This is a genomic window from Nostocoides jenkinsii Ben 74 (assembly GCF_001046875.1).
GTDB classification, from domain to species: domain Bacteria; phylum Actinomycetota; class Actinomycetes; order Actinomycetales; family Dermatophilaceae; genus Nostocoides_A; species Nostocoides_A jenkinsii.
This window is the reverse complement of sequence record NZ_HF571038.1, coordinates 1,810,300-1,833,301: the sequence shown is the minus strand read 5'-3', so window position 1 is coordinate 1,833,301 and position 23,002 is coordinate 1,810,300. Positions and strand designations below refer to the sequence as shown.

Below are 23,002 nucleotides of genomic sequence, written 5' to 3'. Positions count from 1 at the left end.
GATGACCGACACCACCACCGTGAGCACGCCCGCGGGCGTCGACGCGTCCTACTACCGTCTCGGTAGTCCGCTGGCCGACACCAAGGCCCCGGCCGGCCCGATCGAGAAGAAGTGGACCCAGCGCCGCTTCGACGCCGCCCTGGTCAACCCGGCCAACCGCCGCAAGCTGTCCGTCATTATCGTCGGCACCGGACTGGCGGGCGGCGCGGCCGCCGCGACCCTCGGCGAGGCCGGCTATCACGTCAAGTCCTTCTGCTTCCAGGACTCTCCGCGCCGGGCCCACTCGATCGCGGCACAGGGCGGCATCAACGCGGCCAAGAACTACCAGGAGGACGGCGACTCGATCTATCGCCTGTTCTACGACACGGTCAAGGGCGGCGACTACCGCTCCCGCGAGACCAACGTCTATCGCCTCGCCGAGGTCAGCGCCAATATCATCGACCAGTGCGTGGCCCAGGGGGTTCCCTTCGCCCGTGACTACGGCGGGCTGCTCGACAACCGCTCCTTCGGCGGCGTGCAGGTCTCCCGCACCTTCTATGCCCGCGGCCAGACGGGCCAGCAGTTGCTCATCGGCGCCTACCAGGCACTGGAGCGCCAGGTGGCCGCCGGCACCGTCGAGGCGTTCACGCGCCACGAGATGCTCGAACTCATCGTCGAGGACGGCCGCGCCCGCGGGATCATCGCCCGCGATCTCGTCAGCGGCGAGATCGAGACTCACCTGGCCGACGCCGTCGTGCTCGCCTCGGGTGGCTACGGCAACGTCTTCTTCCTGTCCACCAACGCGATGGGCTCCAATGTCACCGCGTCCTGGCGGGCGCACCGCAAGGGCGCCTACATGGCCAACCCGTGTTACACCCAGATCCACCCGACCTGCATCCCGGTCTCCGGCGATCACCAGTCGAAGCTCACCCTGATGTCGGAGTCGTTGCGCAACGACGGGCGCATCTGGGTGCCCAAGCGCCGCGAGGACTGCGAGAAGGACCCGCGGCAGATCCCCGAGCAGGACCGCGACTACTACTTGGAGCGGATCTATCCGGCCTTCGGCAACCTCGTGCCGCGCGATATCGCCTCCCGCCAGGCCAAGAACATGTGCGACGAGGGGCGCGGCGTCGGCCCTAAGGTCGGCGACTTCCGGCGCGGGGTCTACCTCGACTTCGCCGACGCCATCGCCCGCCTCGGCCGGTCAACGGTCGAGGAGAAGTACGGCAACCTCTTCGACATGTATGCCCGCATCACGGGCGAGAACCCCTACGAGACACCGATGCGGATCTATCCCGCGGTGCACTACGTCATGGGTGGCCTGTGGGTCGACTACGACCTGCAGTCGACGATTCCCGGGCTTTTCGTTGCCGGTGAAGCCAACTTCTCCGACCACGGCGCCAACCGCCTCGGCGCCTCGGCGCTGATGCAAGGCCTCGCCGACGGCTACTTCGTGCTCCCCAACACCATCCGCGACTACCTCGCCAAGGGCCCCTACCCCAAGATCGATGAGTCCAGCGAGGCGGTGGCCGAGGCCAAGCGCTCCGTGGAGGAGCGCACCCAGCGGCTGCTCGCGGTCAACGGCGAGCGCTCCGTCGACTCCTTCCACAAGGAACTCGGCAACATCATGTGGGAGTACTGCGGGATGGAGCGCACCGAGGAGGGCCTGCTCAAGGCGATCGACCTCATCCGCTCGTTGCGCGCCGAGTTCTGGCGCAACGTCCGCGTCCTCGGCAGCGCCGACACCCTCAACCAGAGCCTGGAGAAGGCCGGCCGCGTGGCCGACTTCCTGGAACTCGGCGAGTTGATGTGCATCGACGCGCTCCACCGACGCGAGTCGTGCGGCGGTCACTTCCGTGGCGAGTCCCAGACCGAGGACGGGGAGGCGCTGCGGCATGACGACCAGTTCCTCTACGTCGCGGGCTGGGAGTGGGGCGCCGGAGACAACGACCCCAACCAGCCGGGAGAGTCGATGGGCACTCCGGTGCTGCACAAGGAAGATCTCGTCTACGACGCCATCCAGCTCAAGCAGCGCTCCTACAAGTAGCCCGCCCCGCGACGAAAGCAAGCCAACGTGAAACTGACTCTGAAGATCTGGCGCCAAGACGGCCCTCGCGCTCGCGGTGAGCTGAAGACCTACGCCGTCGACGACATCTCCGAAGACATGAGCTTCCTGGAGATGCTGGACGTCCTCAACGAGCGACTCAACGCCAAGGGCGAGGAGCCGATCGCGTTCGACTCCGACTGCCGCGAAGGCATTTGTGGGATGTGCGGGCTGATGATCTCCGGCGAGGCCCACGGCCCCGAGAAAACCACCACCTGCCAGCTGCACATGCGCAGCTTCCGCGACGGCGAGACGATCACCGTCGAGCCGTGGCGCGCCGACGCCTTCCCGATCATCCGTGACCTGGTCGTCGACCGCAGCGCCTTCGACCGCATCATCCAGGCTGGCGGCTTCATCTCGGTCAACACCGGCGCAGCCCCGGAGGCCAACGCCGCCCCGGTGCCGAAGCCGCACGCCGACCGCGCCTTCATGGCGGCCGAATGCATCGGCTGCGGTGCGTGCGTCGCCGCCTGCCCCAACGCCAGCGGCATGCTCTTCATGGGCGCCAAGGTGACCCACCTCGGCGAGCTTCCGCAGGGCCAGCCGGAGCGCGCCAAGCGTGTCCAGGCCATGGTCGCCACCCACGACGGCGCCGGTTTCGGCGGCTGCACCAATATCGGCGAGTGCTCGCACGCCTGCCCCAAGGGCATCCCGCTCGATGTGATCAGCCAACTCAACTCCGACCTGCGCAAGTCCGCCAGCGGTCGATTCTGACCGGGTCGACCGGGCCAGCAGCCATGGACCAGAGCGAGCAGCAGCACGAGATCGAGGTCTTCTGGGAGCTGGCCAAGGTCAAGGCCAAGCTCAACCGCTTCGAGGTGTATGCAGGGGTCAACGCCCGGTCGGCGCTCATCCCGCCGGCCTGGGCGTTCGGCGCAACCCCTGAGCAGGCCGACTCCCTCCTCGCTCTGGTCCTCGACGGCATCAAGACCGGGACCGCCGGTGCACTGTGGGACTACGAGGTCGAGAACGAACCCGTCCCCGAGCCGGGCACCTTGTCGATCATCCTCGACGGCGCCGGCCACCCCCGGGCCCTGATCGAGACGACCGCCGTGTCGGTGGTCCCGTTCCACGAGGTCGACGCCGACTTCGCCGCCGCCGAGGGTGAGGACGACCGATCCCTGGCGAGTTGGCGGCGTATCCACCAAAAGTTCTTCACCGAGGTCGCCGACCACGACCGCGGCTTCCATCTCGACATGCCGGTCGTCTGCGAACGCTTCCGACTGCTCTATCCCACCCGCCGCAACGCCTAAGTGGCCGTCACGCCTAGGCAGCCGTCACGCGGGCCGAGACGGCCGGCAGCCGATGCCCGAGCGACTGGACCAGCGACGCGCCGACCGTGGCAATCAGAATCAGGGCTCCCCATACGCTGAAACGGTCGTGGTCGAGCAAGGTGAGATACAGGGCCGGCGCCACGATCCCGGCCACCACCCACGACAGTTGGTATGCCGCGAGGTAGCGCCCGCGAAGCTCCTCCGGCGCCGCCTCGACCGAGGAGGCGGACAGCGGTGGCCCGCCAAGCATCTCCCCGAACGTATAGATCCCCACCGCGACCAGCACTCCGGCGACCGCGGCGGCGCGCGGCAATGTCCCGCTGGCGGCGAGGACGAGGAAGCCGGCGGCATACATCCCGAAGGCGAGCACGATGATGCGGAACCGGCGATGCCCGCTCATCCGGCGCACGACCAGCCCTTGGCCGAGGCCGACCATGATCGTGTTGACCGTGAACAACGCCCCGCTCACCCACCCGGGCAGGCGCAGGACGTCGATGGCATAGACCGGCATCGCGATATTCAGCGACACCGTGCTCAGGGCGTATGCCGCGTTCGTCGTCACGAGGACGAGGTAGGGGTGGTCTCGTAGCACCATCCCCCATCCCGGGCGGGCGACCCCGGCGTCGCGCGGCACCGGGCCACCGGCGGGGACGCGGGTGAGGGCGGCGAAGGCGAAGAGATAGCTGACCGCATTGGCCAGCACGAGGGCATGGAAGGCCCGGTCCGTGCCGATCATGACGACGGCGCCGGCCGCGAGCCCACCGATCGCGAAACCGACATTGCGCAAGGCGCCGAGGAAGCCGAACCACACCTCCCGCTCACCGGGCTCCGTGCTCGCGGCGACGAGATTGGAGTAGGCGCTCCAGAACGCGCTCTGCCCGAGGGCGGCGAGCGTCTCCACCGCCACGATGGCCCAGAAGGTGTCGGCGAAGACATAGCCGACGAACGCGACGGCCTGAATCAGGTTGCCCGCCAGGATAATTCGCTTGGCGCCGAAGCGGTCGACGAGGCCGCCCGCGACGAGCACGAAGGGCACCGCCATGACGGCGGCGAGGCTCATCGCGAGCCCGACGCGGGTCTTGCCGGCGTCAGTGGTGACAAGGAAGTAGAGCACCGAGACCGGGATGAAGACGCCGCTACCGAGCGCGTCGATCCCGATTCCGGTGACGAGGGCGGGGTGCCGGCGCGCGTCCGGGAACCCCAAGCGCTGCAGCACCCGCCGAGTCTCGCATCTCTCGCCGCTGGCCGCAGGCTAATTCGAGGTCGCGCGATGCTGGGGTGTCCTTGTCCCTGTTGCGAGATTCCCGGAGGGGGTCCCCGCGGAGTATCGGAGCGAGGGACGAGCGGAGAACTTCGTGGGGTTTTAGAGCCAGGCCCAATGCTCGTGCAGCAACGTGTAGCCCACGAACGCGACGATGTCGAGCACCGCGTGCGCGATGACGAGCGGCAGGACCCGCCGGGTCCGGGTGTAGACATAGCCGAAGATCATCCCCATCACGAGGTTCCCGACGAAGCCGCCGAAACCCTGATAGAGGTGGTAGCTCCCGCGCACGAGGGCCGAGACGCCGATGGCGACCGGCGTGCTCCAGCCGGCCTGCCGCCATCGGGTGAGCAGGTAGCCCACCATCACGACTTCTTCGAGGATGGCGTTCTGGAAGGCGGCCAGGATCAGCACGGGGATGGTCCACCAGTGGTCGGCGAGGTTCGCCGCCGCGATGGTGGTGTTGAGACCGAGGGCGCGGGCCACGGCATACAAACCCAGGCCGGGTATGCCGATCACTCCCGCGAGCAGGATTCCTCGCCCGAGATCCCTCCCGGGCTCGCGGGCGTCAAGGCCGATGAAGGCGGGGGCAGCGGGATCGTCGCGCCGGAGCAGGTGCACCGCCAATGCCGCGGGCAGGACGCCGAGGGCGATGGGGAGCAGTTGGTAGGCGAGATCGAGCCACGGCCGGTCGGGGGTGACCGAGTTGTTCATCGAGGTCGTCTGCTGGGCCAGCGCGATGTGCTTGGTGAGCTTGTCGATCAAGCTCAACAGCGACCACAGGGCCGACGCGCCCAAGCTCAGTCCCAGCAGGAGCCACGTCTCGGCCAGGAGGGTGGCCCGCTGCAGGCCAGTGGCGGGCAAGGCATCGGTCATGCAGGCCAGTATCAGTGGCCGAGGACGAGACCGCGGTAGTAGGTCGGGATCGACTCGTGGCGGGTGATGCGCGCCGTGTGGTTGCTGCGGATGGCCGGGGTCGCGAGGGCGATCAGGGCGATGCCGAGGACGATGGCGGCGGCAGAGACGAGGCCGGTGAGGAAGGTGGTGACAGTGGCGAGGTAGGTCATGGTGCCCATGGCTGCTTCTTCTTTCTCTACAGGTGTAGTGCTTTCTCCAGAGACTACATATGTAGTGGTCGCGATACAACTCCAGACCGGCACAATGTCTGCGTGCCGTCGAAACTTGCCCCTGACTTCGGGTTGGGGCCGCCCGCCACGGGCCGCCGTCGTGAGCTGCTCGATGCGGCAGCGGATGTCGTCGCGCATGGCGGGCTGCGGGCATTGACGCACCGCGCGGTGGATGCGCAGGCCGGTCTGCCCGAGGGGTCAACGAGTTCGTCCTACCGGACGCGGCTTGCGCTGCTTACGGCCCTGATGGAGCACATCGCCTGGCTGATGGCGCACCGGATCGAGGCCGCGCGGACGCGCATTGCCGACATTCCGGCGCAAGAGCACGAGCAATGGGTCGAGGAGATCGTCGCGCTCGCGGTGGATTTGGCCAAGCAGCCCCGGCTGGTGCGCGTGCAGGCCGAACTCACGCTGGAGGCGGTGCGTACGCCGGAGCTTCGGCTCACCTTTGCCCCCTGGCGTGGCCGGTTCCTGGATTTGGTGGGACGAATTGCCGAGGCCGTCACTCCGGGAGTAGTTGAAGGGCGTGTCGAGACCGTGGTGGCTGCCTTCCAGGGCGTGCTCACGACGTCACTGATCCAGCCGGATGACGAGCGGGCGGCCTATGTCGAGCGAGGCACCCGGCAGTTGTTGGCTCTGCTTGAGCAGCAGCCGCCTCAGGCGTAGGACGCGCCCGAATCGCCATACGAGCCCGGTCCGTCGATCGGGTCGCCCCGGCGGCGGCGCCACCGGCGAACGCGTCGCCACAGCCAGAAGAAGAGTCCGAAGAGCGCGATCAGGGCCAGGATCACCAGAATCGGCAGGAAGATCGCGATGAGGGACAGGCCGACCGAGGCGCCGTCCTCCAAGGTGGATACCACCGGGGCCCCCGCGCCCAGGGTGCCCGCGTTGATGGCCGGGCGCGCGACGACCTTGCCCGAGTGAACCAGGCCGGAGACGACGACGCCGAGGACGATGCCGATCCACGAGTGCTCGCGCATCCAGGCGGAGTTGTCTAGTTGCTCGGCCGCGGAGGTCGCCGCAAAAATCAGGCCACCCATGCTGGGGCGGATGAACGTCTGGATGCCGTCGTTGAGGGTGTCGATGGCCGGGATCTTGTCGACGACGACCTCGGTGAGCAGCAGGACCGCACCGATGCCGATCGCCCACCAGCTCTCGATCCAGGCGTAGGACTGGGGCAGGGTCAGGACGTCGGTGAAGCGAGCCAGCAACGCGACGATGAGGAAGGGGATGTAGGCGTTGAGGCCGGCGGCGGCCGAGAGCCCCATGCCGGTCAGGGCGGCGATCATGAGCCGAGGGTACGCGCGCCGCGGACGCAGCGGGTCGCTAACGATCGGTGCGGTTACTGATTAGTAGCCGACCGACTGTTATCAGATTCTGCTCGCGGCATTCTTACTGATTAGTAGTTAATGGCTAAACGAACAAAGGCGGAGCGGGGAAAGATCCCCGCTCCGCCGTTGTTGTCGAGCGTTAACCGCGACAGGCTAGTGCCTGGCGATCAGCGCCACTGGAAGGCGCCGTTGTAGGCGCGGTTCGGGTAGTAGCAGTTCGCGACCGAACGGCCACCCCAGACCTGGTTCTTCCAGGGGCCAACCGCGCTGAACGTCGCGCCGTTCGGGCGCTGGCAGTAGGCCACCGCACGGAACTGCGTGCCGGGCGTCGAACCGGGGCAGTCGACCCAGACCGAGCGGAACTGCACCCGGCCGGGGCAGGTGATCTTGGCGTCGCTCGCGCCGACCTGGGCGGCCGATGCGGAGGTAGCCGCGCCGACACCGAGGGTGCCGGCGAGGGCAACGCCTGCGAGAACTCCAGTAATACGCTTCATTGTTTTCCCTCCTTGCAGGTCCCAATTCAATGGTTGACCTGGGGACCGATTCTTTGGTGTGCCAACCATGCAGGAAAGACCATATACAGGCACTTCCGGCAAGCGCAAAGGCAAGAGTTAGTTGATTTGTCAACCCTGTTGGGGGCGTCGCCGGCGCCTGGGTCGGCGCCGGTGGAGGCGAACCGGGGCCCACCGCCGGCCGGCCGAACTGGCCGGGCCCGGAGGGCAACCTAGGATTCCGGCATGACCAAGGTCCTCACCGCCGTCGCCTGGCCCTATGCCAACGGCCCGCGCCACCTCGGGCATGTCGCGGGTTTCGCCGTGCCCTCTGATGTGTTCAGTCGCTACCTGCGTATGGCCGGCGACGAGGTGCTGATGGTGAGTGGCTCCGACGAGCACGGCACGCCGATCCTGGTCCTGGCCGACAAGGCGGGGGTCACCGCCCGTGAGTTGGTGGACGTCAACCACGCGATCATCGCCCACGAACTCGCCGACCTCGGCTGCTCCTATGACCTCTACACCCGCACCACGACTGGCAATCACTACGCCGTCGCGCAGGAGTTGTTCACCCAGGTTTGGCGCAACGGCTATATGGTCGAACGCACTCAACGCGGCGCGATCTCCCCCTCCACCGGGCGCACCCTGCCGGACCGCTATATCGAGGGCACCTGCCCGATCTGCGGCTATCGCGAGGCGCGCGGCGATCAGTGCGACAACTGCGGCAACCAACTTGAGCCCGAAGACCTGATCGAGCCGCGCTCGAAGATCAACGGCGAGGTCCCGGATTTCGTTGAGACACAGCACTTCTTCCTGGACCTGCCGGCGCTCGCAACGAGCCTGCGCGCCTACCTCGACGGCCGGGAGGCCAGTCGCACGTGGCGGCCGAATGTCATCAAGTTTTCCCTCAACATCCTCGACGACATCAAGCCACGCGCGATGACCCGAGACATTGACTGGGGCATCCCGGTGCCGCTGGACGGCTGGCGCGATCTGCCGACCAAGAAGCTCTACGTGTGGTTCGACGCCGTGATCGGCTACCTCTCCGCCTCCATCGAATGGGCCCGCCGCCACGGCGACCCGGAGCGTTGGCGCGAGTGGTGGAACGACCCGGAGGCGCTGTCCTACTACTTCATGGGCAAGGACAACATCACCTTCCACTCCCAGATCTGGCCGGCCGAGCTGCTCGGCTATATGGGCAAGGGCGACAGGGGCGGCGACCCGGGGATGTATGGCGAGCTGAACCTGCCCACCGAAGTGGTCTCCTCCGAATACCTCACGATGGAAAGCCAACAGTTCTCCACTAGCCGCGGCCACACGATCCTCGTGCGCGATGTCCTGACCCGCTACCAGCCGGACGCGCTGCGCTACTTCATCTGCGCCGCCGGACCGGAGACTTCCGACGCCGACTTCACCTGGCGCGACTTCGTCCAACGCACCAACTCCGAGCTCGTCGCCGGCTGGGGCAATCTCGTGCAGCGCACGGCGACCATGCTGCACAAGAACTTCGGTGAGATCCCCGTATGCGGACCGCTCGAACCCGAGGACGAGGCCGTCCTCGCCGCGGTGGAGACCGGGTTCGAGGTCGTCGGTGGGCTGCTGCGTCGCCAACGGCTGCGGCAGGCAACCGCCGAGGCGATGCGCGTCGTCGGTGAGGTCAATGCCTACATCTCCCGCACCGAGCCCTTCCGGATGAAGGGGGAGGACCAGCGCGAGCGGCTCGCCACCGTCCTGCACGTCTTGGCTCAGTGCGTCAGCGACTGCAACACCATCCTGGCCCCGATGCTCCCGCACTCCAGCAATGCGGTCCACCGGGTGCTCGGCGGCGAGGGCGAGTTCATGCCGATGCCGACGGTGACTGACGTCACGGACCTAGACAACGGCAGCGCCTACCCGATCATCACCGGCGACTACTCCGCGACGCCCACCTGGGCCCGCCGCCCGGTGGTGGCGGGCACGCCCATCGGTAAGCCCGCACCCGCCTTCGTCAAGCTCGACGAATCGGTCGTCGCCGAGGAACTGGCCCGGATGGCGAACTGAGCAGCCGTATGCCGCGCGACACCTCCCGCCGCTCCCGCCCCGAGGCGCCGGAGCCGTTGCCGATGCCGTTAGTGGACAACCACACTCACCTCGACATCGTGCGCGACGACGTGCCTGCGGTGGAGGTGGACGATGCGCTCATCGCCGCCGCGGCGGTCGGCGTCAACCGCGTCGTGCAGATTGGTTGTGAGGTGGCCAGCGCCCGGGCGAGCGTCGCGATGGCGAGGGTGCATCCGGGCGTCGTCGCCGGCGTCGCCCTGCACCCGAACGAGGCACCCCGGCTGGCCGCCGCTGGGGGGCTGGGCGCGGCATACGCGGAGATCGAGGCGCTGAGCGCCGATCCCCGGGTGCGGGTCGTCGGTGAGACCGGCCTGGACTACTTCCGGACGGGGGAGGAGGGCCGGGCCGTGCAGCACGAGTCCTTCCGGTGGCATATCGACCTGGCCAAACGTCGCGGGCTCCCGCTGCAGATTCACGACCGGGACAGCCACGCCGACATCCTGGCGGTGCTCGACGAGGTCGGCGCGCCCGATCACGTTGTCATGCACTGCTTTTCGGGTGACATGGCGTTCGCGCGTGAGTGCCTGGACCGGGGGTTCTTCCTGTCCTTCGCCGGGCCGGTGACGTTCAAGAACAATCACGCGCTGCGGGACGCGCTCGCGGTGACCCCGATCGAACGCGTGCTGCTGGAGACGGACGCGCCCTACTTGACTCCGCATCCCTGGCGCGGCGCGGTCAATTCGAGCTATCTCTTGCCGTTGACGGCCCGCGTGGCGGCGGGCGTGCTCGGCGTGGCTACTGCGACCCTCTGCGCGGCCGTCTCCGAGACCGCCGACGCCCTCTACGGCCCCTGGTAGTTCTGTGACGGGTGTGACGACCGTTATCCAAATTTGACCTTTCGCCACGGGCCCGGGCACTCTTGAGGTGTTAGCCGTGGCAGCGCAGGTCGCGAACACGGCGGCACGAAGCGCCGACACAGTGGTCGGCCGGCCTCGACATACGGCCTGAATCGTCCCCCGATCCACGCCCCACGCCCGGGTCTTCTCGTGCTGCCCGCGAACTCCGCCGATCGGGAACCACAACATTGGAGCACCTTTGAATTTCCTTCCGGCTCGTCGCGTCGCCCAGTTCGGTATCGCCGGCGCCCTCGTCGCCGGGGTGGCCGGCGTTGCCCACTTCGACAAGTCCGTCGACCTCTCGGTCGACGGCAAGACCCAGTCCGTTCACGCGTTCGCCGGCACCGTCGGTGACCTGCTCGCCGACGAAGGCGTCAAGGTCGGCTCGCACGACCTCGTCGTCCCGGGTCTCAACAGCCCCCTCTCGGACGGCCAGAAGGTCGTCGTCCGCTACGGGCGCAAGCTCACCGTCACCATCGACGGTGCGAAGAAGGAGTACTGGACCACCGCGATGACTGTTGGTGACGCCCTGGCCGAGCTCGGCCTGCGCGCCGACGACGCGGTCCTGTCCGCCTCCCGCTCCTCGATCCTGGGCCGCGAGGGCCTGGCGATGAGCATGATCACCCCCAAGAGCATCACGGTCCGCGCCGACGGCAAGACCACCAACAAGACCACCACTGAGCCGGACGTCAAGTCCCTCCTGGCGCTGCTGAAGATCAAGGTCGGCAGCAAGGACCTGGTCAACCCCAGCCTCGACACCCCGCTCAAGAGTGGCATGAAGCTCACGGTCACCCGCGTCGACACCAAGACGGTCAAGAAGACGACCAAGATCGGCTACGACACGATCCGCAAGAACGACTCCACGCTCTACAAGGGCGAGACCAAGGTCGTGACCGCGGGCCGCGAAGGCACCCGAGTGACCACCTACGCCTACGTCCTGCACGACGGCAAGGTCGTCAAGAAGACCAAGGTCTCCTCGAAGGTCACCGTGACCGCGCGCGACGCCGTGCTCGCGGTGGGCACCAAGACCCGCCCGGCCACAACCACCCCGAGCACCGGCGGTGGCAGCACCCCCACCACGACCACGCCCACGAGCGGCGCCGGGATCAACCTCGCCAACGCGGCGATGTGGGACCGGATCGCCATGTGTGAGTCCGGTGGCAACTGGCACATCAACACCGGCAACGGCTACTACGGCGGTCTGCAGTTTGCCTCCGCCAGCTGGCTCGCGTGGGGCGGCTGGCTCGCGTGGGGCGGCGCGGACTTCGCGCCGCGCGCCGACCTGGCCAGCCGCGAGCAGCAGATCACCGTCGCCAACCGCTACTACGCGGTGGCCGGGCTCTCTCCGTGGGGCTGCGCGCACGCCGCCTGATCCCCTTCCACGCCGGCCGGCATGGCGCCCGACTATCTTGGGCGGCATGCCGGCCGACGTCATTTATCTGGGAGCCGGCGCGATCCGGGAGATCGCCGCCCGCCTCGGCGTGAGGCCGACGAAGGTGTGGGGCCAGAACTTCGTGGTCGATGCCAACACCGTCAAGCGCATCGTCCGCCTCGGTGAGGTCGGCGAGCGCGACGTCGTGATCGAGGTGGGGCCCGGGTTGGGCTCGCTCACCCTGGGGCTGGCCGACGCGGCATACGCCGTGTATGCCGTGGAGATCGACCCCGTCCTCGCCGCCGCACTGCCGACCACCCTGGCCGAGCTCGCCGGCGAGCGCGCGGCGCGCGTCCACGTCCTCAACCAGGACGCGCTCACGCTCACCGAGTTGCCCCGGGCACCGACCCGGCTCGTGGCGAACCTGCCCTACAACGTCTCGGTGCCGGTCGTGCTGCACCTCTTGGAGCGCTTCCCGAGCATCGAGCGCGTCCTGGTGATGGTCCAGTTGGAGGTCGCCGAGCGGCTCGCCGCGCCTCCTGGGAGCCGGACGTATGGCGCGCCCAGCGCCAAGGCGGCGTGGTACGGCTCCGTGCGCCTCGCCAGCACGGTGCCGCGCAGCATCTTCTGGCCGGTCCCCAATGTCGACTCCGGGCTGGTGTCGATCACGCGGCACGAACCGCCCGCGACGACCGCCACCCGGGCCGAGGTGTTCTCAGTCGTCGACGCCGCCTTCGCGCAGCGCCGCAAGATGCTGCGCTCGGCCCTCGCCCGCCTCGCGGGCTCCCCGGCGGCGGCCAATGACGCCATCACCATGGCCGGGATCGATCCGACGCTTCGCGGCGAACAACTGACCATCACCGACTTCGCCTCGATCGCCGCGGCCATACCGCATGGCTGAGCCGCAGGTGTCGTCGGGGACCCCTCCGCCGGGCGTCGGTTCATGATTAGGTGGGCACCATGACGGGGTCAACGACGCGGACGACGGCGGTCCACGTGCGCGTCCCCGCGAAGGTGAATCTCGAACTGCGCGTTGGGCCTCCGCGCGCCGACGGCTTCCATTCGCTCGCCACGATCTATCAGGCCGTGAGCCTTTTCGACACTGTTTCGGTGACGCCGGCCGAGGACTGGCAGATCACCCTCAGCGGCCGTACGACCGAGGGGGTGCCAGCCGATGCGGGCAACCTCGCGGTCCGGGCGGCCGCCGCCCTCGCCGAGGCCGCCGGCATCCGCCAGCGCGCCGCCATCCGGCTCACCAAGGAGATCCCGGTCGCCGGGGGCATGGCCGGTGGGTCGGCCGACGCGGCCGGCGCCCTCGTGGGCTGCAACCGCCTGTGGGGGCTGGACTGGCCGCTCGATCGGCTCGCCTCGATCGCGGCCGAACTCGGCAGCGACATTCCCTTCCTGCTGCACGGCGGCACTGCCCTCGGCAGTGGCCGCGGCGAGCAGGTTGTGCCCGTGCTGGCCAAGGGCACTTATCACTGGGTGTTCGCGCTCGCCGACGGCGGGCTGTCCACCCCGGCGGTGTATGCCGAGTGCGACCGCCTCCGCGCCGGGACGCACGTTCCCGAGCCTCGCCCGAGCGTCGGTCTGCTCGGTGCCCTGCGTTCCGGCGACGTCCTCGACGTCGCCGAATGCCTCGGCAACGACCTCGAACCCGCCGCCATCTCGCTGGCCCCCAAACTCGGAGACGTTATCGAGGAGGGCCTGTCGTATGGCGCTCTGGCCGCCCTGGTGTCCGGCTCCGGGCCCACGGTGGCTTTCCTGGTCGCCGGCCGCGAGGCGGCCATCGACCTGTCCGTCGCCCTCGTCTCGACCGGGGTCGTGCGCGACGTCCGCCGCGCCACCGGCCCGGTCCCGGGGGCCCAACTCGATGGCGGCGCCGCAAGCTGATGGCCAACCTGATCAACCTCGAGCGCGCGACGCTCGCGGCCGGCACGCGGCTGATCCTGGACGAGGTGTCGCTCGGCGTCGGCACGGGCGAGCGGATCGGCGTCGTCGGCAGCAATGGCGGCGGCAAGACCAGCCTGCTTCGCGTCCTGGCCAAGGAACGCGACCTCGACGCGGGACGGTGCACCCATACGAGCTCTTTGCGCCTGGCCGGGGTGGCTCAGGACGACGAACTCGCCCCGGATGCAACCATCCGTGACGTCCTGCATGGTGACCAGGAGACGCACGTCTGGGCCGGTCAGGCGCACATCCGGGAGATCAGCGCCGGCCTGCTCGGTGACGCGCAGGCGAGCGCCGTCGGCGGGTTGGACGCCACGGTCGGGACGCTTTCCGGCGGCGAGCGGCGCCGGGTCGCGCTGGCCCGGGCCCTGGTCGCCGACGCCAACGTGCTCTTCCTGGACGAGCCCACCAACCATCTCGACGTCGAGGGCGTCGCCTGGCTGGCCGACTACCTGACTGGCACGTGGATGACGCCCGAGCGCAGCTTGATCGTCGTCACGCACGACCGCTGGTTCCTCGACGCGGTGACCACGATGACGTGGGAAGTAGTCGACGGGCGAGTGGAGGCCTACGAGGGGGGCTACGCGGCATACGTCCTGGCGCGCGCGGAGCGCGAACGCATCGGCGCCGTGACCGCCGAGCGGCGCGCCAACCTGCTTCGCAAGGAGTTGGCGTGGCTGCGCCGGGGCGCGCCGGCCCGCACGAGCAAACCGAAGTTCCGGATCGAGGCCGCCAGCGCCCTGATCGCCGACGAGCCGCCGCCACGCGACAGTGTGGCGCTGGCGCGCTTCGCCAGCGCCCGCCTGGGCAAGGACGTCGTGGACCTGCACGATGCGTCGTTGGCGCTGGGCGGCACGACGCTGCTCGATCGCGTCACCTGGCAACTCGCCCCGGGGGAGCGACTGGGCATCGTCGGGGTTAACGGCTCCGGCAAGTCCACCCTCCTGCGCGTCCTGACCGGGCAACAGCCGCTCGACTCCGGCCGGCGCAAGGAAGGCGTGACCGTCAAGATCGGCTTCGTCACCCAGGAGGTCCGCGAACTCGACGCGCTCGGCGACGCGAGGGTCATCGACGCGATCGAGTCGGTGCGCACCACGACGACGATCGACGGCAAAGCCGTCAGCGCGAGTCAGCTCGCCAAGCGGCTCGGCTTCCCGGGGCCGCGACAGCAGGCGCGCGTCAGCGACCTGTCCGGGGGCGAGCGGCGGCGGCTGCAGATCCTGCGCGTCCTGCTGGACGAGCCGAATGTCCTCTTCCTCGATGAACCCACCAACGACCTCGACATCGACACCCTGACCGCGCTGGAGGACGTCCTGGACGGCTGGGCCGGGACGCTGGTCGTGGTCTCCCACGACCGCTACCTACTCGAACGCGCCACCGACAACCAGGTCGCGCTGCTCGGCGACGGCCGGGTGCGTCGCCTGACCGGGGGAGTGGAGGAGTACCTCACTCTGCGCCACGCCGGCATCGGCGCGACCCGGCCACCTGCGGCGAGCCCCGCGGGAGGCGGGGGTGGGGGAGTGTCCGGGAGTACTGCCCATACGGGCTCGGCGGCGGAGGTCCGTGAGGCGCGCAAGATGATCGCGCGGGTGGAGAAAGCGTTGCAGCGCATCCACGAGAAGGAGGCCCGGCTCCACGCGGAGATGGCCACGGCGGCCAACGATCACACCGTCCTGGCCCGGCTCACCGGGCAACTGCGGGAGTTGGCGGCGCAGGAAAGCGCGCTGGAGGAGGAATGGTTCGTCGCGGCGGAGATCGCCGGGTGACGTTCAGTCGAGTTGGGCGCCGAGACCCCGCAGCAGCGTGGCGAGCTGCGCCCGGTCGGCATCGTTCAGGCCGCGCAGTAGATCCTTCTCGTGGGCGAGGAGGCCGATCATGGCCCCGTCGACGTGCTCGCGCCCCTGCGTCGTCAACGTCACGATGACGCCGCGCCGATCGCGCCGCGACGGAGATCGCCGCACCAGCCCCTTGGCCTGGAGACGGTCGATGCGATTGGTCATGGTCCCCGAGGTCACCAGGGTCTCCTCGGCGAGTTGCCCGGGGGAGAGTTCGTATGGCGTTCCCGCCCGCCGCAGCGCGCTCAGGACGTCGAACTCCCACGACTCCAGCCCGTATGCCGCGAAGGCCACCCCCCTGTCCTGCTCCAGTCGGCGAGCGATGCGGGAGACGCGGGAGAGGACCTGCAGGGGGGAGACGTCGAGATCGGGACGCTCCCGCTGCCACGCGGCGACGATGGCGTCGACGTCGTCGGGGTGCGGCCGGGCGTCCATTCCCAAAATGGTAGCCGTCAAGTATCTTGACGTCGAGAGACTTTGCCGACGGAAGGTAGTGGGATGTCGACGACCTGGGATCCGCAGCAGTACGCGCTGTTCTCTGACGAACGCAGCCGTCCGTTCGGCGACCTGCTCGCGCAGGTGGGTGCGGCCTCGCCGGGACTGGTTCTGGACCTGGGGTGCGGCAATGGCCCCCTGACGCTGGCCCTGGCGGAGCGATGGCCACAGGCCCGCGTCGTCGGCGTGGACTCCTCGCCGCAGATGCTGGCGAAGGCGGCGTCTCTCCCTGGTGCCGACCGGGTCGAGTGGCGAGAAGCCGATCTCACGGACTGGGACGTCACTTCGATCGACGGCCCGCCCGACGTCATCGTGAGCAATGCCACACTCCAGTGGATCCCGCGGCATTTGGAGTTGCTGACCGAGTGGGCCGAGGGGCTGGCTCCCGCCGGTTGGTTGGCGATCCAGGTGCCGGCCAACTTCGACGCCCCCAGCCACGCCCTCATGCGGGAAGTCGCCCGCGAGCATCCTCGATCCGCGGACCTGGCCCAGGCACTGCGCCGCCCGGCGAGCGCCGAGGCAACGACCTATCTGCAACTCCTGGAGCGCGCCGGCCTGCGGGCAGACGTGTGGCAGACCACCTATCTGCATGTCCTGGACCGGGCGGGGGAGTCCGACGATCCGGTGCTGGAGTGGGTGCGCGCGACCGGGCTGCGCCCGGTCTTGGAAGTGCTCACCGATCCCGCGGAGCGGGCGGCTTTCGTGGAGCCGTATGCCGCGCGCCTCCGCGAGGCCTACCCTCGCACGGCCGTCGGGGTCGTCCTGCCGTTCCGGCGCACCTTCGCGGTGGCGCAGAAGGCGTGACGCCCGGCGAACGCCCGGCAACCGCTCGGTTCAGGGCGTGCGGGTGAGCGTGGGTGACGCCTCCATTCCGGTCAGGCCGTTCCACGCGAGATTGACCAGATGCGCCGCGACCTCGGTCTTCTTGAAGGTTCGTTGGTCCATCCACCACTGCCCCGTCAGCGCGACCATGCCGACGAGCATCTGGGCGTACATCGGGGCGGCGCGGGCGTCGAGATTGCGGGCCGTGAACTGCTGGGCCAGCAAGTGCTCGACCTGCGAGGCGACATCGCTCATCAGGCTGGCGAAGTTGCCCGTCTGCTGCCCCGGCGGTGAGTCGCGCACCAGGATGCGGAAACCGTCGGTGCTCCCCTCGACATAATCCAACAAGGCGAGGGCCGCCCGCTCGATCAGATCGCGGGCGCCGCCGGTGGAGGCGAGGGCCGTGGTGATCCGCGACGTGAGGTCGGCGATCTCGCGATCGACGACCACGGCATACAGACCTTCTTTGCCGCCGAAGTGCTCATAGACAACCGGCTTCGACACCTCTGCCCGCATCGCGATCTCTTCGACGCTCGTGCCTTCGAACCCGCGCTCGGCAAAGAGGGCGCGGCCCACCTCGATTAGTTGGGCGCGTCGCTCGGTGCCGGTCATCCGGGCTCGTCCCTGGCCCCTGCGCCCCGACCCTCGCGCCTGTCTCACGACGTCCATTCTCGCAGCAGGGCTTAGGCTTGGCTCCCGCGCGTCTCACTCGCGTTCCCCGGTTGGTCTGCTGGCAGGGCCCGCCTGACTTTGAATCAGGATTAGCGACGTTGGTTCGATTCCAACCCGGGGAGCAGCAGTTCGGCGTCTCCGCTGAGCGCGGCTCGCGCGCTGGGAGGCTGTCGGCGGTGCGTTCGATACTTCCCATTCACGCCCGCCAAGCCGGGCAGTCACCAACCATTTCGAGGGGAAGCACGCGGCCAAGCGGTCCAACGCGCCGGTCCTGATTCTCGTCGCCTTGTTCGTGCTGGCGCTCGTCTTCGTCGGCACGAAGCTCTTCGGCAACCGAGACAGCTCGCACAACCAGGCCAAGAACAGCGGCGGCGTGAGTGCGTCGGCCAGCGGGTCGGCAAGTGGCAGCGCCAGCAATTGCGGTGACTATCAGATCGTGGCGCCCGCCGAGGTGGCCTCGATCGTCACCGAGACCGTCGGTCCCAAGCTCGGTTGCCACAACGTCAAGGTCACCACGGCTTCCTCGCTCGCGTTCTTGGAGCAGTCGTCCGCGGGCACGGTGCACCCTGACGCGTGGATCACCGGCCGCAGTGTGGCTGTCGGTCTACAACGAGCGTCGCGCCGACGACACCGACCTCGCGGCCGCGTCCGTCGGCCGGGCTTCGCCAGCACCCCGGTGGTCCTTGCCGTCCCCGCCTCCCTCGCCAACGCAGACACCACCGGCCCGCACAACTGGATCGACGCTCTGGCCAAGCTGCAGCTCTCCGCGGCGGCCCCCGGCGAGTACGCCCCTGCGGCGCTGGCGTTCACCGCGGTCTGGCAGATGTTCGCCAATCTCCCGGGCGGCGAGCAGGCCGTCAGCGAGCCGTTCTTCGAGATCGTGCGTGCGCAGGTGCCGGTCGCGGCGTCCTTCGAGCGTTCTTCCAACACCTCCACGGCGCGGGCCTTCCCCACGACGGAGCAGCAGATCCGGGCGTGGAACACCGCGCACACGGCCGCCCCCATCTCGGCGATGACACCCAACGAGGGCGCGCCGATGATGAACTACACCCTCGTCCGGTTCGACCAGAGCACCACGGACGCCGACGCGTTCAGCGCGCTGGAGACGGCCCTCACCACCGACGCGGCGACCAAGGCGTTCACGGCGGCAGGCTTCCGCTCGGCCGACGGCAAGGTGGCGGCCGAGCTCGTCCCGGGCGTCCCGGTCGTGCTGCCCGGCACCGCGCCGCAGATCGGCACCAAGACCCTCGTCCGGCTCCTGAGCGACATGCAGTGGATCACCCGCAAGGTCTCGATCCTCAATGTCGTGGACGTCTCGGGATCGATGGTCGAGAAGTCGGGCGACCAGACCCGCATCGAGCGAGCCATCGACGCAGTCAACGAGACGACCTCGCGCATTCCCGACAACGCTCGCGCCGGCCTGTGGGTCTTCTCCAGCGACCGCCGTCCCGGCGGGCGCGACTACGAACAGTTGGTCGCCACCCTGGGGGTCCGCCAAGGATTCGGGCAGCCAGCGCGTCGCGCTGACCCAGGCCGTCAACTCGATCGGCACGCTGATGCGCGGCGACACGGGCCTTTACGACACGATCGCGGCCGCCTTCGAGTCCGCCCGCAAGAACTACATCGACAACACCCAGAACCTCGTGATTGTGCGCGCTCGGCCGCATCGCCATGCAGGTGCACGGCATCACGGCGAGCGCCCGCAACCCCGAAGACCTCCTGACGGCCTTCGCCTCGGCAGTGTGGACCGTCGGCACCACTGGCAACTACGACGTCAAAACCGACTGAGGCGCCCCCGCGGGACCGGGCCGCCCAAGGGGTCCGGGTAGCATGACGCGACCGCTTCGGACCAGCAATGGGAGCCCCGCGACCATGACCGACACCCGACCCGCCGCCGTCATCATCCTCGCCGCCGGCGAGGGGACGCGGATGAAGTCGACCCTCCCCAAGGTGCTCCACCGGATCGGCGGACGCAGTCTCCTCGGGCATGCGATCGCTGCCGCACGAGACACCGGCCCCGAGCATCTGGTCGTCGTCGTTCGCCACGATCGCGACCGCGTGGCGGGCCACGTCGGCGAGGTGGACGCAGCCGCCCTCGTCGCTGACCAGGACGACATCAAGGGGACCGGTCGAGCGACCGAGTGTGCGTTGGCGGCCCTCCCCGCGGACCTGGCCGGCACTGTCCTCGTGACGTATGGCGATGTCCCCCTCCTCACCGGCGAGACCTTGCGTGGGCTCATTGCGGCGCACGAGGGGGCTGGTAGCGCCGTGACCGTCATGACGGCCGTCCGGCCGGACCCGAGCGGTTACGGGCGGATCGTGCGCGCCGGGGATGGCAGCGTGCAGGCGATCGTGGAGCACAAGGACGCGACCGCCGAGCAACTCGCCATCCGCGAGATCAATTCGGGGATCTACGCCTTCGACGCCGCCGTCCTGCGCTCGGCCCTGACCCGAGTGACCACCGACAACGCGCAGGCGGAGAAGTACCTCACGGACGTCCTCGGGATCGCGCGCAGCGACGGGGCCGGCGTCGCGGCATACTCCTGTGACGACGTCTGGCAGTCCGAGGGAGTCAACGACCGCGTGCAGCTCGCCGAGCTGGGGCGCATCCTCAACGAGCGGCAGGCCGCCAAGTGGATGCGCGCCGGGGTCACGATCGTCGACCCGGCCACGACCTGGATCGATGTGGACGTCACGATCGGCCAGGACACCACCATCCTGCCCGGCACCCAGTTGCTGGGCGCCACGACGATCGGCGCCGAGGCGATCGTCGGGCCAGAAGTCACCGCGCGGGACAGTGAGATCGGCCCGCGCGCCCATGTTCGCCGCGCCGAACTTGACCTCGCGGTCGTCGGTGAGGGAGCCAGCGTCGGTCCGTTCAGCTACCTGCGGCCGGGCACCGAGCTGGGCGCCGGCGGCAAGATCGGCGGCTTCGTCGAGACCAAGAACGCCAAGATCGGACCAAAGGCCAAGGTCCCCCACCTCACCTATTGCGGCGACGCCACGATCGGCGAGGGCGCCAATATCGGGGCCGGCACGATCTTCGCGAACTACGACGGCGTGAAGAAGGCGCACACCACGATCGGCCGCCACAGTTTCGTGGGCTCCAACTCGGTCATCGTCGCACCGGTCACGGTCGCCGATGGCGCCTATGTCGGCGCCGGGACCACGCTGACCGGCGACGTCGATCCCGGGCAGATCGCGGTGGCGCGGACGAAGCAGCGCAATGTCGACGGCTGGGTGGAGCGGGCCCGGCCCGGGACGGCCACGGCGATCGCCGCGGCTGAAGCCCGAACCAATGCTGAATCCCGAACCAATGCCGAGACGGGAAAGGCCTAAGCCACCAACATGGGCATCCAGAAGAAGACGCGCAAAACCCTGATGGTCTTCGCCGGGCGCGTCAACAGCGAGTTGTCCCACGAGGTCGCGCGGATCCTCGGCACCAAGCCGGTGCCCACCCAGGTCTTCGACTTCGCCAATGGCGAGATCTTCGTGCGTTATGAGGAGTCCGTGCGCGGGTGTGACGCCTTCGTCATCCAAAGCCATGCGGCGCCCATCAACGAGGCGATCATGGAGCAGTTGATCATGGTCGACGCGCTCAAACGCGCCTCCGCCAAGCGCATCTCGGTGGTGCTGCCGTTCTATGGCTACGCCCGCCAGGACAAGAAGCACCGGGGGCGCGAGCCGATCTCGGCCCGGCTGATGGCCGACCTGTTCAAGACCGCCGGCGCCGACCGGCTGATGGCGGTGGACCTGCACACCGACCAGATCCAGGGCTTCTTTGACGGTCCGGTCGACCACCTGATGGCGCTGCCCACCCTGTGCGATTACGTCGGCAAGAAGTATGGCGCGCAGTCCCTGGCCGTGGTCTCCCCGGACGCCGGGCGGATCAAGGTCGCGGAGCAGTGGTCACGCCGGCTCGGCAATGCGCCATTGGCCTTCATCCACAAGACGCGCGACATCACCCGGCCCAATGAGTCGATCGCCAACCGCGTCGTCGGTGACGTCGCCGGCCGGCTCTGCATCTTGGTCGACGACATGATCGACACCGCGGGCACGATCGTCAAGGCCGCGGACGCGCTGGTCGGGGCGGGCGCCGCGGGCGTCGTGATCGCTGCCACGCACGCGATCTTCTCCGACCCGGCCATCGAGCGGCTGACCTCCTCCAGCGTCACCGAAGTCATCGTCACCAACACCTTGCCCATCGCCGAGGACAAGTACTTCGAGAAGCTCACCGTCTTGTCGATCGGCCCGCTCATCGCCGAGGCGGTGCGCGCGGTCTTCGAGGACGGCTCGGTCACCTCGCTCTTCGGCGGAAAGGCCTGAGACACCCCACGAAGTTTCCTCGCTCGCAAGCTCACTCCGGTACTTCGCGAGGACCCCGTCTGGGCCTAAGTCCCGTCCGGGAGTTTCGCGACCGGGCGTGACCGGGGCAAATCCGCGACGCGGACGGGCGACGGGGGCCGATTTCTTCCCCTGGGTTGCTCCCCGGTAGCATTGGGTCAAAGCCTCGGCGAGGGTGTCGGCGCGTCAGCGCCGTCCCGTGATCGACGCGGTGGTGCTCGATGACGCGCCGCCACGCGCCGCTCGTCTAGGCCCACCGCCCACGACAACGGCTGACTGTGTCTGCCGGACTGCCTAGGAGTTTGTCTTGTCCAACCACAACCACCTCACCGTCGAACTGCGCACGGAGTTCGGCAAGGGCGCTGCCCGCCGCGTACGCCGTGCCGGCAAGGTTCCCGCCGTTCTTTACGGCCACGGCACCCAGCCCGTGCACATCACGATGCCGGGCCATGACGCGATGATGGCGCTCAAGCACGCCAACGCCCTGCTCACCCTCGACATCGACGGCAAGGAGCAACTCGCCCTTGCCAAGGACGTGCAGCGCAACCCGATCAAGCCGATCATCGAGCACGTCGACCTGGTCATCGTCCGCAAGGGCGAGAAGGTCACCGTGGATGTCGCCGTTCACACCGAGGGTGAAGCGGGCCCGGAGACCGTCGTCACGGTCGAGTCCGCCACCGTCCAGGTCGAGTGCGAGGCCACCCACATCCCCGAGTCGATCGTCGTCGACATCGAGGGCGCCACGGCCGGAACCCAGATCCACGCGTCCGCCTTGGCCCTCCCCGAGGGCGTGACCTTGGTCACCGACGGCGAGACGCTGGTCGTCAACGTTGCTGCGATGATCTCGCAGGAAGTCCTGGACGCCGAGTTGGCCGACGCGGAGTCCGAGGCGGGCATCGAGCACGAGGAGCCCGTCGGCGAGGAGACCGCCGAGGCGGCCGCCGCCACCGACGAGGCTGGTGGTGCCGAGTAGGACCAGCAATGACCATCACCTCGCGCTGCGCCGACG

Annotated in this window: 22 protein-coding genes and 1 tRNA gene; 16 read left to right on the top strand and 7 right to left on the bottom strand. The window is 68.7% G+C overall.

Features of this window, described 5'->3' with window-relative positions; genetic code table 11:
• Position 1: 1 nt before the first annotated feature.
• From BN13_RS08535 to BN13_RS08525, 3 genes are read left to right on the top strand one after another with little or no spacing between them, the layout of a single operon-like run.
• Entirely contained in the window at positions 2-2,026 is a 2,025-nt protein-coding gene (locus BN13_RS08535; protein ID WP_048549017.1) for a fumarate reductase/succinate dehydrogenase flavoprotein subunit, read from the top strand.
• Between the two features lie 27 nt (positions 2,027-2,053).
• Positions 2,054-2,797 carry a succinate dehydrogenase/fumarate reductase iron-sulfur subunit gene (locus BN13_RS08530; RefSeq protein ID WP_048546032.1) on the top strand — a complete coding sequence of 248 codons (744 nt, stop codon included), beginning with the start codon at positions 2,054-2,056 and terminating at the stop codon, positions 2,795-2,797.
• A 23-nt stretch (positions 2,798-2,820) separates the two neighbouring features.
• Entirely contained in the window at positions 2,821-3,336 is a 516-nt protein-coding gene (locus BN13_RS08525) for an ASCH domain-containing protein (RefSeq protein WP_048546030.1), read from the top strand.
• Positions 3,337-3,349: 13 nt separating this feature from the next.
• On the opposite strand, the gene BN13_RS08520 is transcribed toward BN13_RS08525, so the two are convergent.
• The 3 genes from BN13_RS08520 to BN13_RS08510 all read right to left on the bottom strand — a co-directional run bounded on the left by BN13_RS08520 (position 3,350) and on the right by BN13_RS08510 (position 5,694).
• Positions 3,350-4,573, bottom strand: a complete 1,224-nt coding sequence (locus BN13_RS08520; protein WP_053079760.1) for an MFS transporter — start codon at positions 4,571-4,573, stop codon at positions 3,350-3,352.
• A 147-nt stretch (positions 4,574-4,720) separates the two neighbouring features.
• Complete coding sequence (locus BN13_RS08515) at positions 4,721-5,494, bottom strand: CPBP family intramembrane glutamic endopeptidase (protein WP_048546029.1); 774 nt, start codon at positions 5,492-5,494, stop codon at positions 4,721-4,723.
• A gap of 11 nt (positions 5,495-5,505) precedes the next feature.
• A complete protein-coding gene (locus tag BN13_RS08510; protein ID WP_048546027.1) occupies positions 5,506-5,694 on the bottom strand; it encodes a hypothetical protein in 189 nt (62 codons plus the stop codon).
• 93 nt (positions 5,695-5,787) lie between these two features.
• On the opposite strand from BN13_RS08510, the gene BN13_RS18320 reads away from it, so the two are divergent.
• Positions 5,788-6,411 (top strand): TetR/AcrR family transcriptional regulator, encoded by a 624-nt coding sequence (locus BN13_RS18320; RefSeq protein ID WP_053079759.1) that lies wholly within the window; start codon positions 5,788-5,790, stop codon positions 6,409-6,411.
• Here BN13_RS18320 and BN13_RS08500 read toward each other — a convergent pair.
• Together BN13_RS08500 and BN13_RS08495 are read right to left on the bottom strand one after the other, a co-directional pair.
• The gene (locus BN13_RS08500) at positions 6,402-7,034 is read right to left on the bottom strand and encodes a DUF4126 domain-containing protein (protein WP_048546026.1); all 633 of its coding nucleotides are present in this window, start codon (positions 7,032-7,034) and stop codon (positions 6,402-6,404) included. The two genes, BN13_RS18320 and BN13_RS08500, sit on opposite strands and share 10 nt — an antisense overlap.
• Positions 7,035-7,243: 209 nt before the next feature.
• Positions 7,244-7,570, bottom strand: a complete 327-nt coding sequence (locus BN13_RS08495) for a hypothetical protein (protein ID WP_048546024.1) — start codon at positions 7,568-7,570, stop codon at positions 7,244-7,246.
• Between the two features lie 243 nt (positions 7,571-7,813).
• Between BN13_RS08495 and metG the strand changes: the two genes are divergently transcribed.
• From metG to BN13_RS08465, 6 genes are all read left to right on the top strand, one after another.
• Positions 7,814-9,607, top strand: a complete 1,794-nt coding sequence (gene metG / locus BN13_RS08490; RefSeq protein ID WP_048546023.1) for a methionine--tRNA ligase — start codon at positions 7,814-7,816, stop codon at positions 9,605-9,607.
• 8 nt (positions 9,608-9,615) lie between these two features.
• Positions 9,616-10,464, top strand: a complete 849-nt coding sequence (locus BN13_RS08485) for a TatD family hydrolase (protein ID WP_048546020.1) — start codon at positions 9,616-9,618, stop codon at positions 10,462-10,464.
• A gap of 238 nt (positions 10,465-10,702) precedes the next feature.
• Complete coding sequence (locus BN13_RS20760) at positions 10,703-11,875, top strand: resuscitation-promoting factor (protein ID WP_053079758.1); 1,173 nt, start codon at positions 10,703-10,705, stop codon at positions 11,873-11,875.
• Between the two features lie 46 nt (positions 11,876-11,921).
• Positions 11,922-12,776: a 16S rRNA (adenine(1518)-N(6)/adenine(1519)-N(6))-dimethyltransferase RsmA gene (gene rsmA, locus BN13_RS08475; RefSeq protein ID WP_048546018.1), complete on the top strand. Its 855-nt coding sequence runs from the start codon at positions 11,922-11,924 to the stop codon at positions 12,774-12,776.
• 59 nt (positions 12,777-12,835) lie between these two features.
• Positions 12,836-13,768 (top strand): 4-(cytidine 5'-diphospho)-2-C-methyl-D-erythritol kinase, encoded by a 933-nt coding sequence (locus BN13_RS08470; RefSeq protein ID WP_048549013.1) that lies wholly within the window; start codon positions 12,836-12,838, stop codon positions 13,766-13,768.
• Positions 13,768-15,591, top strand: a complete 1,824-nt coding sequence (locus tag BN13_RS08465; RefSeq protein ID WP_048546016.1) for an ABC-F family ATP-binding cassette domain-containing protein — start codon at positions 13,768-13,770, stop codon at positions 15,589-15,591. Before BN13_RS08470 ends, BN13_RS08465 begins: the two co-directional genes overlap by 1 nt.
• 3 nt (positions 15,592-15,594) lie before the next feature.
• Here BN13_RS08465 and BN13_RS08460 read toward each other — a convergent pair whose 3' ends face one another.
• On the bottom strand, positions 15,595-16,095 hold the full coding sequence (locus tag BN13_RS08460) for a MarR family winged helix-turn-helix transcriptional regulator (RefSeq protein WP_048546013.1): 501 nt from the start codon (positions 16,093-16,095) through the stop codon (positions 15,595-15,597).
• Between the two features lie 63 nt (positions 16,096-16,158).
• On the opposite strand from BN13_RS08460, the gene BN13_RS08455 reads away from it, so the two are divergent.
• Positions 16,159-16,959: a methyltransferase domain-containing protein gene (locus BN13_RS08455; protein WP_048546012.1), complete on the top strand. Its 801-nt coding sequence runs from the start codon at positions 16,159-16,161 to the stop codon at positions 16,957-16,959.
• A 30-nt stretch (positions 16,960-16,989) separates the two neighbouring features.
• Here the strand turns inward: BN13_RS08455 and BN13_RS08450 are convergent, their stop codons facing one another.
• Positions 16,990-17,589 (bottom strand): TetR/AcrR family transcriptional regulator, encoded by a 600-nt coding sequence (locus tag BN13_RS08450; protein ID WP_048546011.1) that lies wholly within the window; start codon positions 17,587-17,589, stop codon positions 16,990-16,992.
• 103 nt (positions 17,590-17,692) lie between these two features.
• On the opposite strand from BN13_RS08450, the gene BN13_RS08445 reads away from it, so the two are divergent.
• The 5 genes from BN13_RS08445 to BN13_RS08425 all read left to right on the top strand — a co-directional run bounded on the left by BN13_RS08445 (position 17,693) and on the right by BN13_RS08425 (position 22,966).
• Positions 17,693-17,771 (top strand) — tRNA-Gln (locus BN13_RS08445).
• A 170-nt stretch (positions 17,772-17,941) separates the two neighbouring features.
• Positions 17,942-19,372 carry a substrate-binding domain-containing protein gene (locus BN13_RS08440; RefSeq protein WP_235434141.1) on the top strand — a complete coding sequence of 477 codons (1,431 nt, stop codon included), beginning with the start codon at positions 17,942-17,944 and terminating at the stop codon, positions 19,370-19,372.
• A 149-nt stretch (positions 19,373-19,521) separates the two neighbouring features.
• Positions 19,522-20,988, top strand: coding sequence for a bifunctional UDP-N-acetylglucosamine diphosphorylase/glucosamine-1-phosphate N-acetyltransferase GlmU (gene glmU / locus BN13_RS08435; RefSeq protein WP_048546007.1), 1,467 nt, complete (start codon positions 19,522-19,524; stop codon positions 20,986-20,988).
• Between the two features lie 9 nt (positions 20,989-20,997).
• Entirely contained in the window at positions 20,998-21,975 is a 978-nt protein-coding gene (locus tag BN13_RS08430; RefSeq protein ID WP_048546005.1) for a ribose-phosphate diphosphokinase, read from the top strand.
• 325 nt (positions 21,976-22,300) lie between these two features.
• Positions 22,301-22,966 carry a 50S ribosomal protein L25/general stress protein Ctc gene (locus tag BN13_RS08425; protein WP_048546003.1) on the top strand — a complete coding sequence of 222 codons (666 nt, stop codon included), beginning with the start codon at positions 22,301-22,303 and terminating at the stop codon, positions 22,964-22,966.
• The last annotated feature ends 36 nt before the right edge of the window (positions 22,967-23,002 follow it).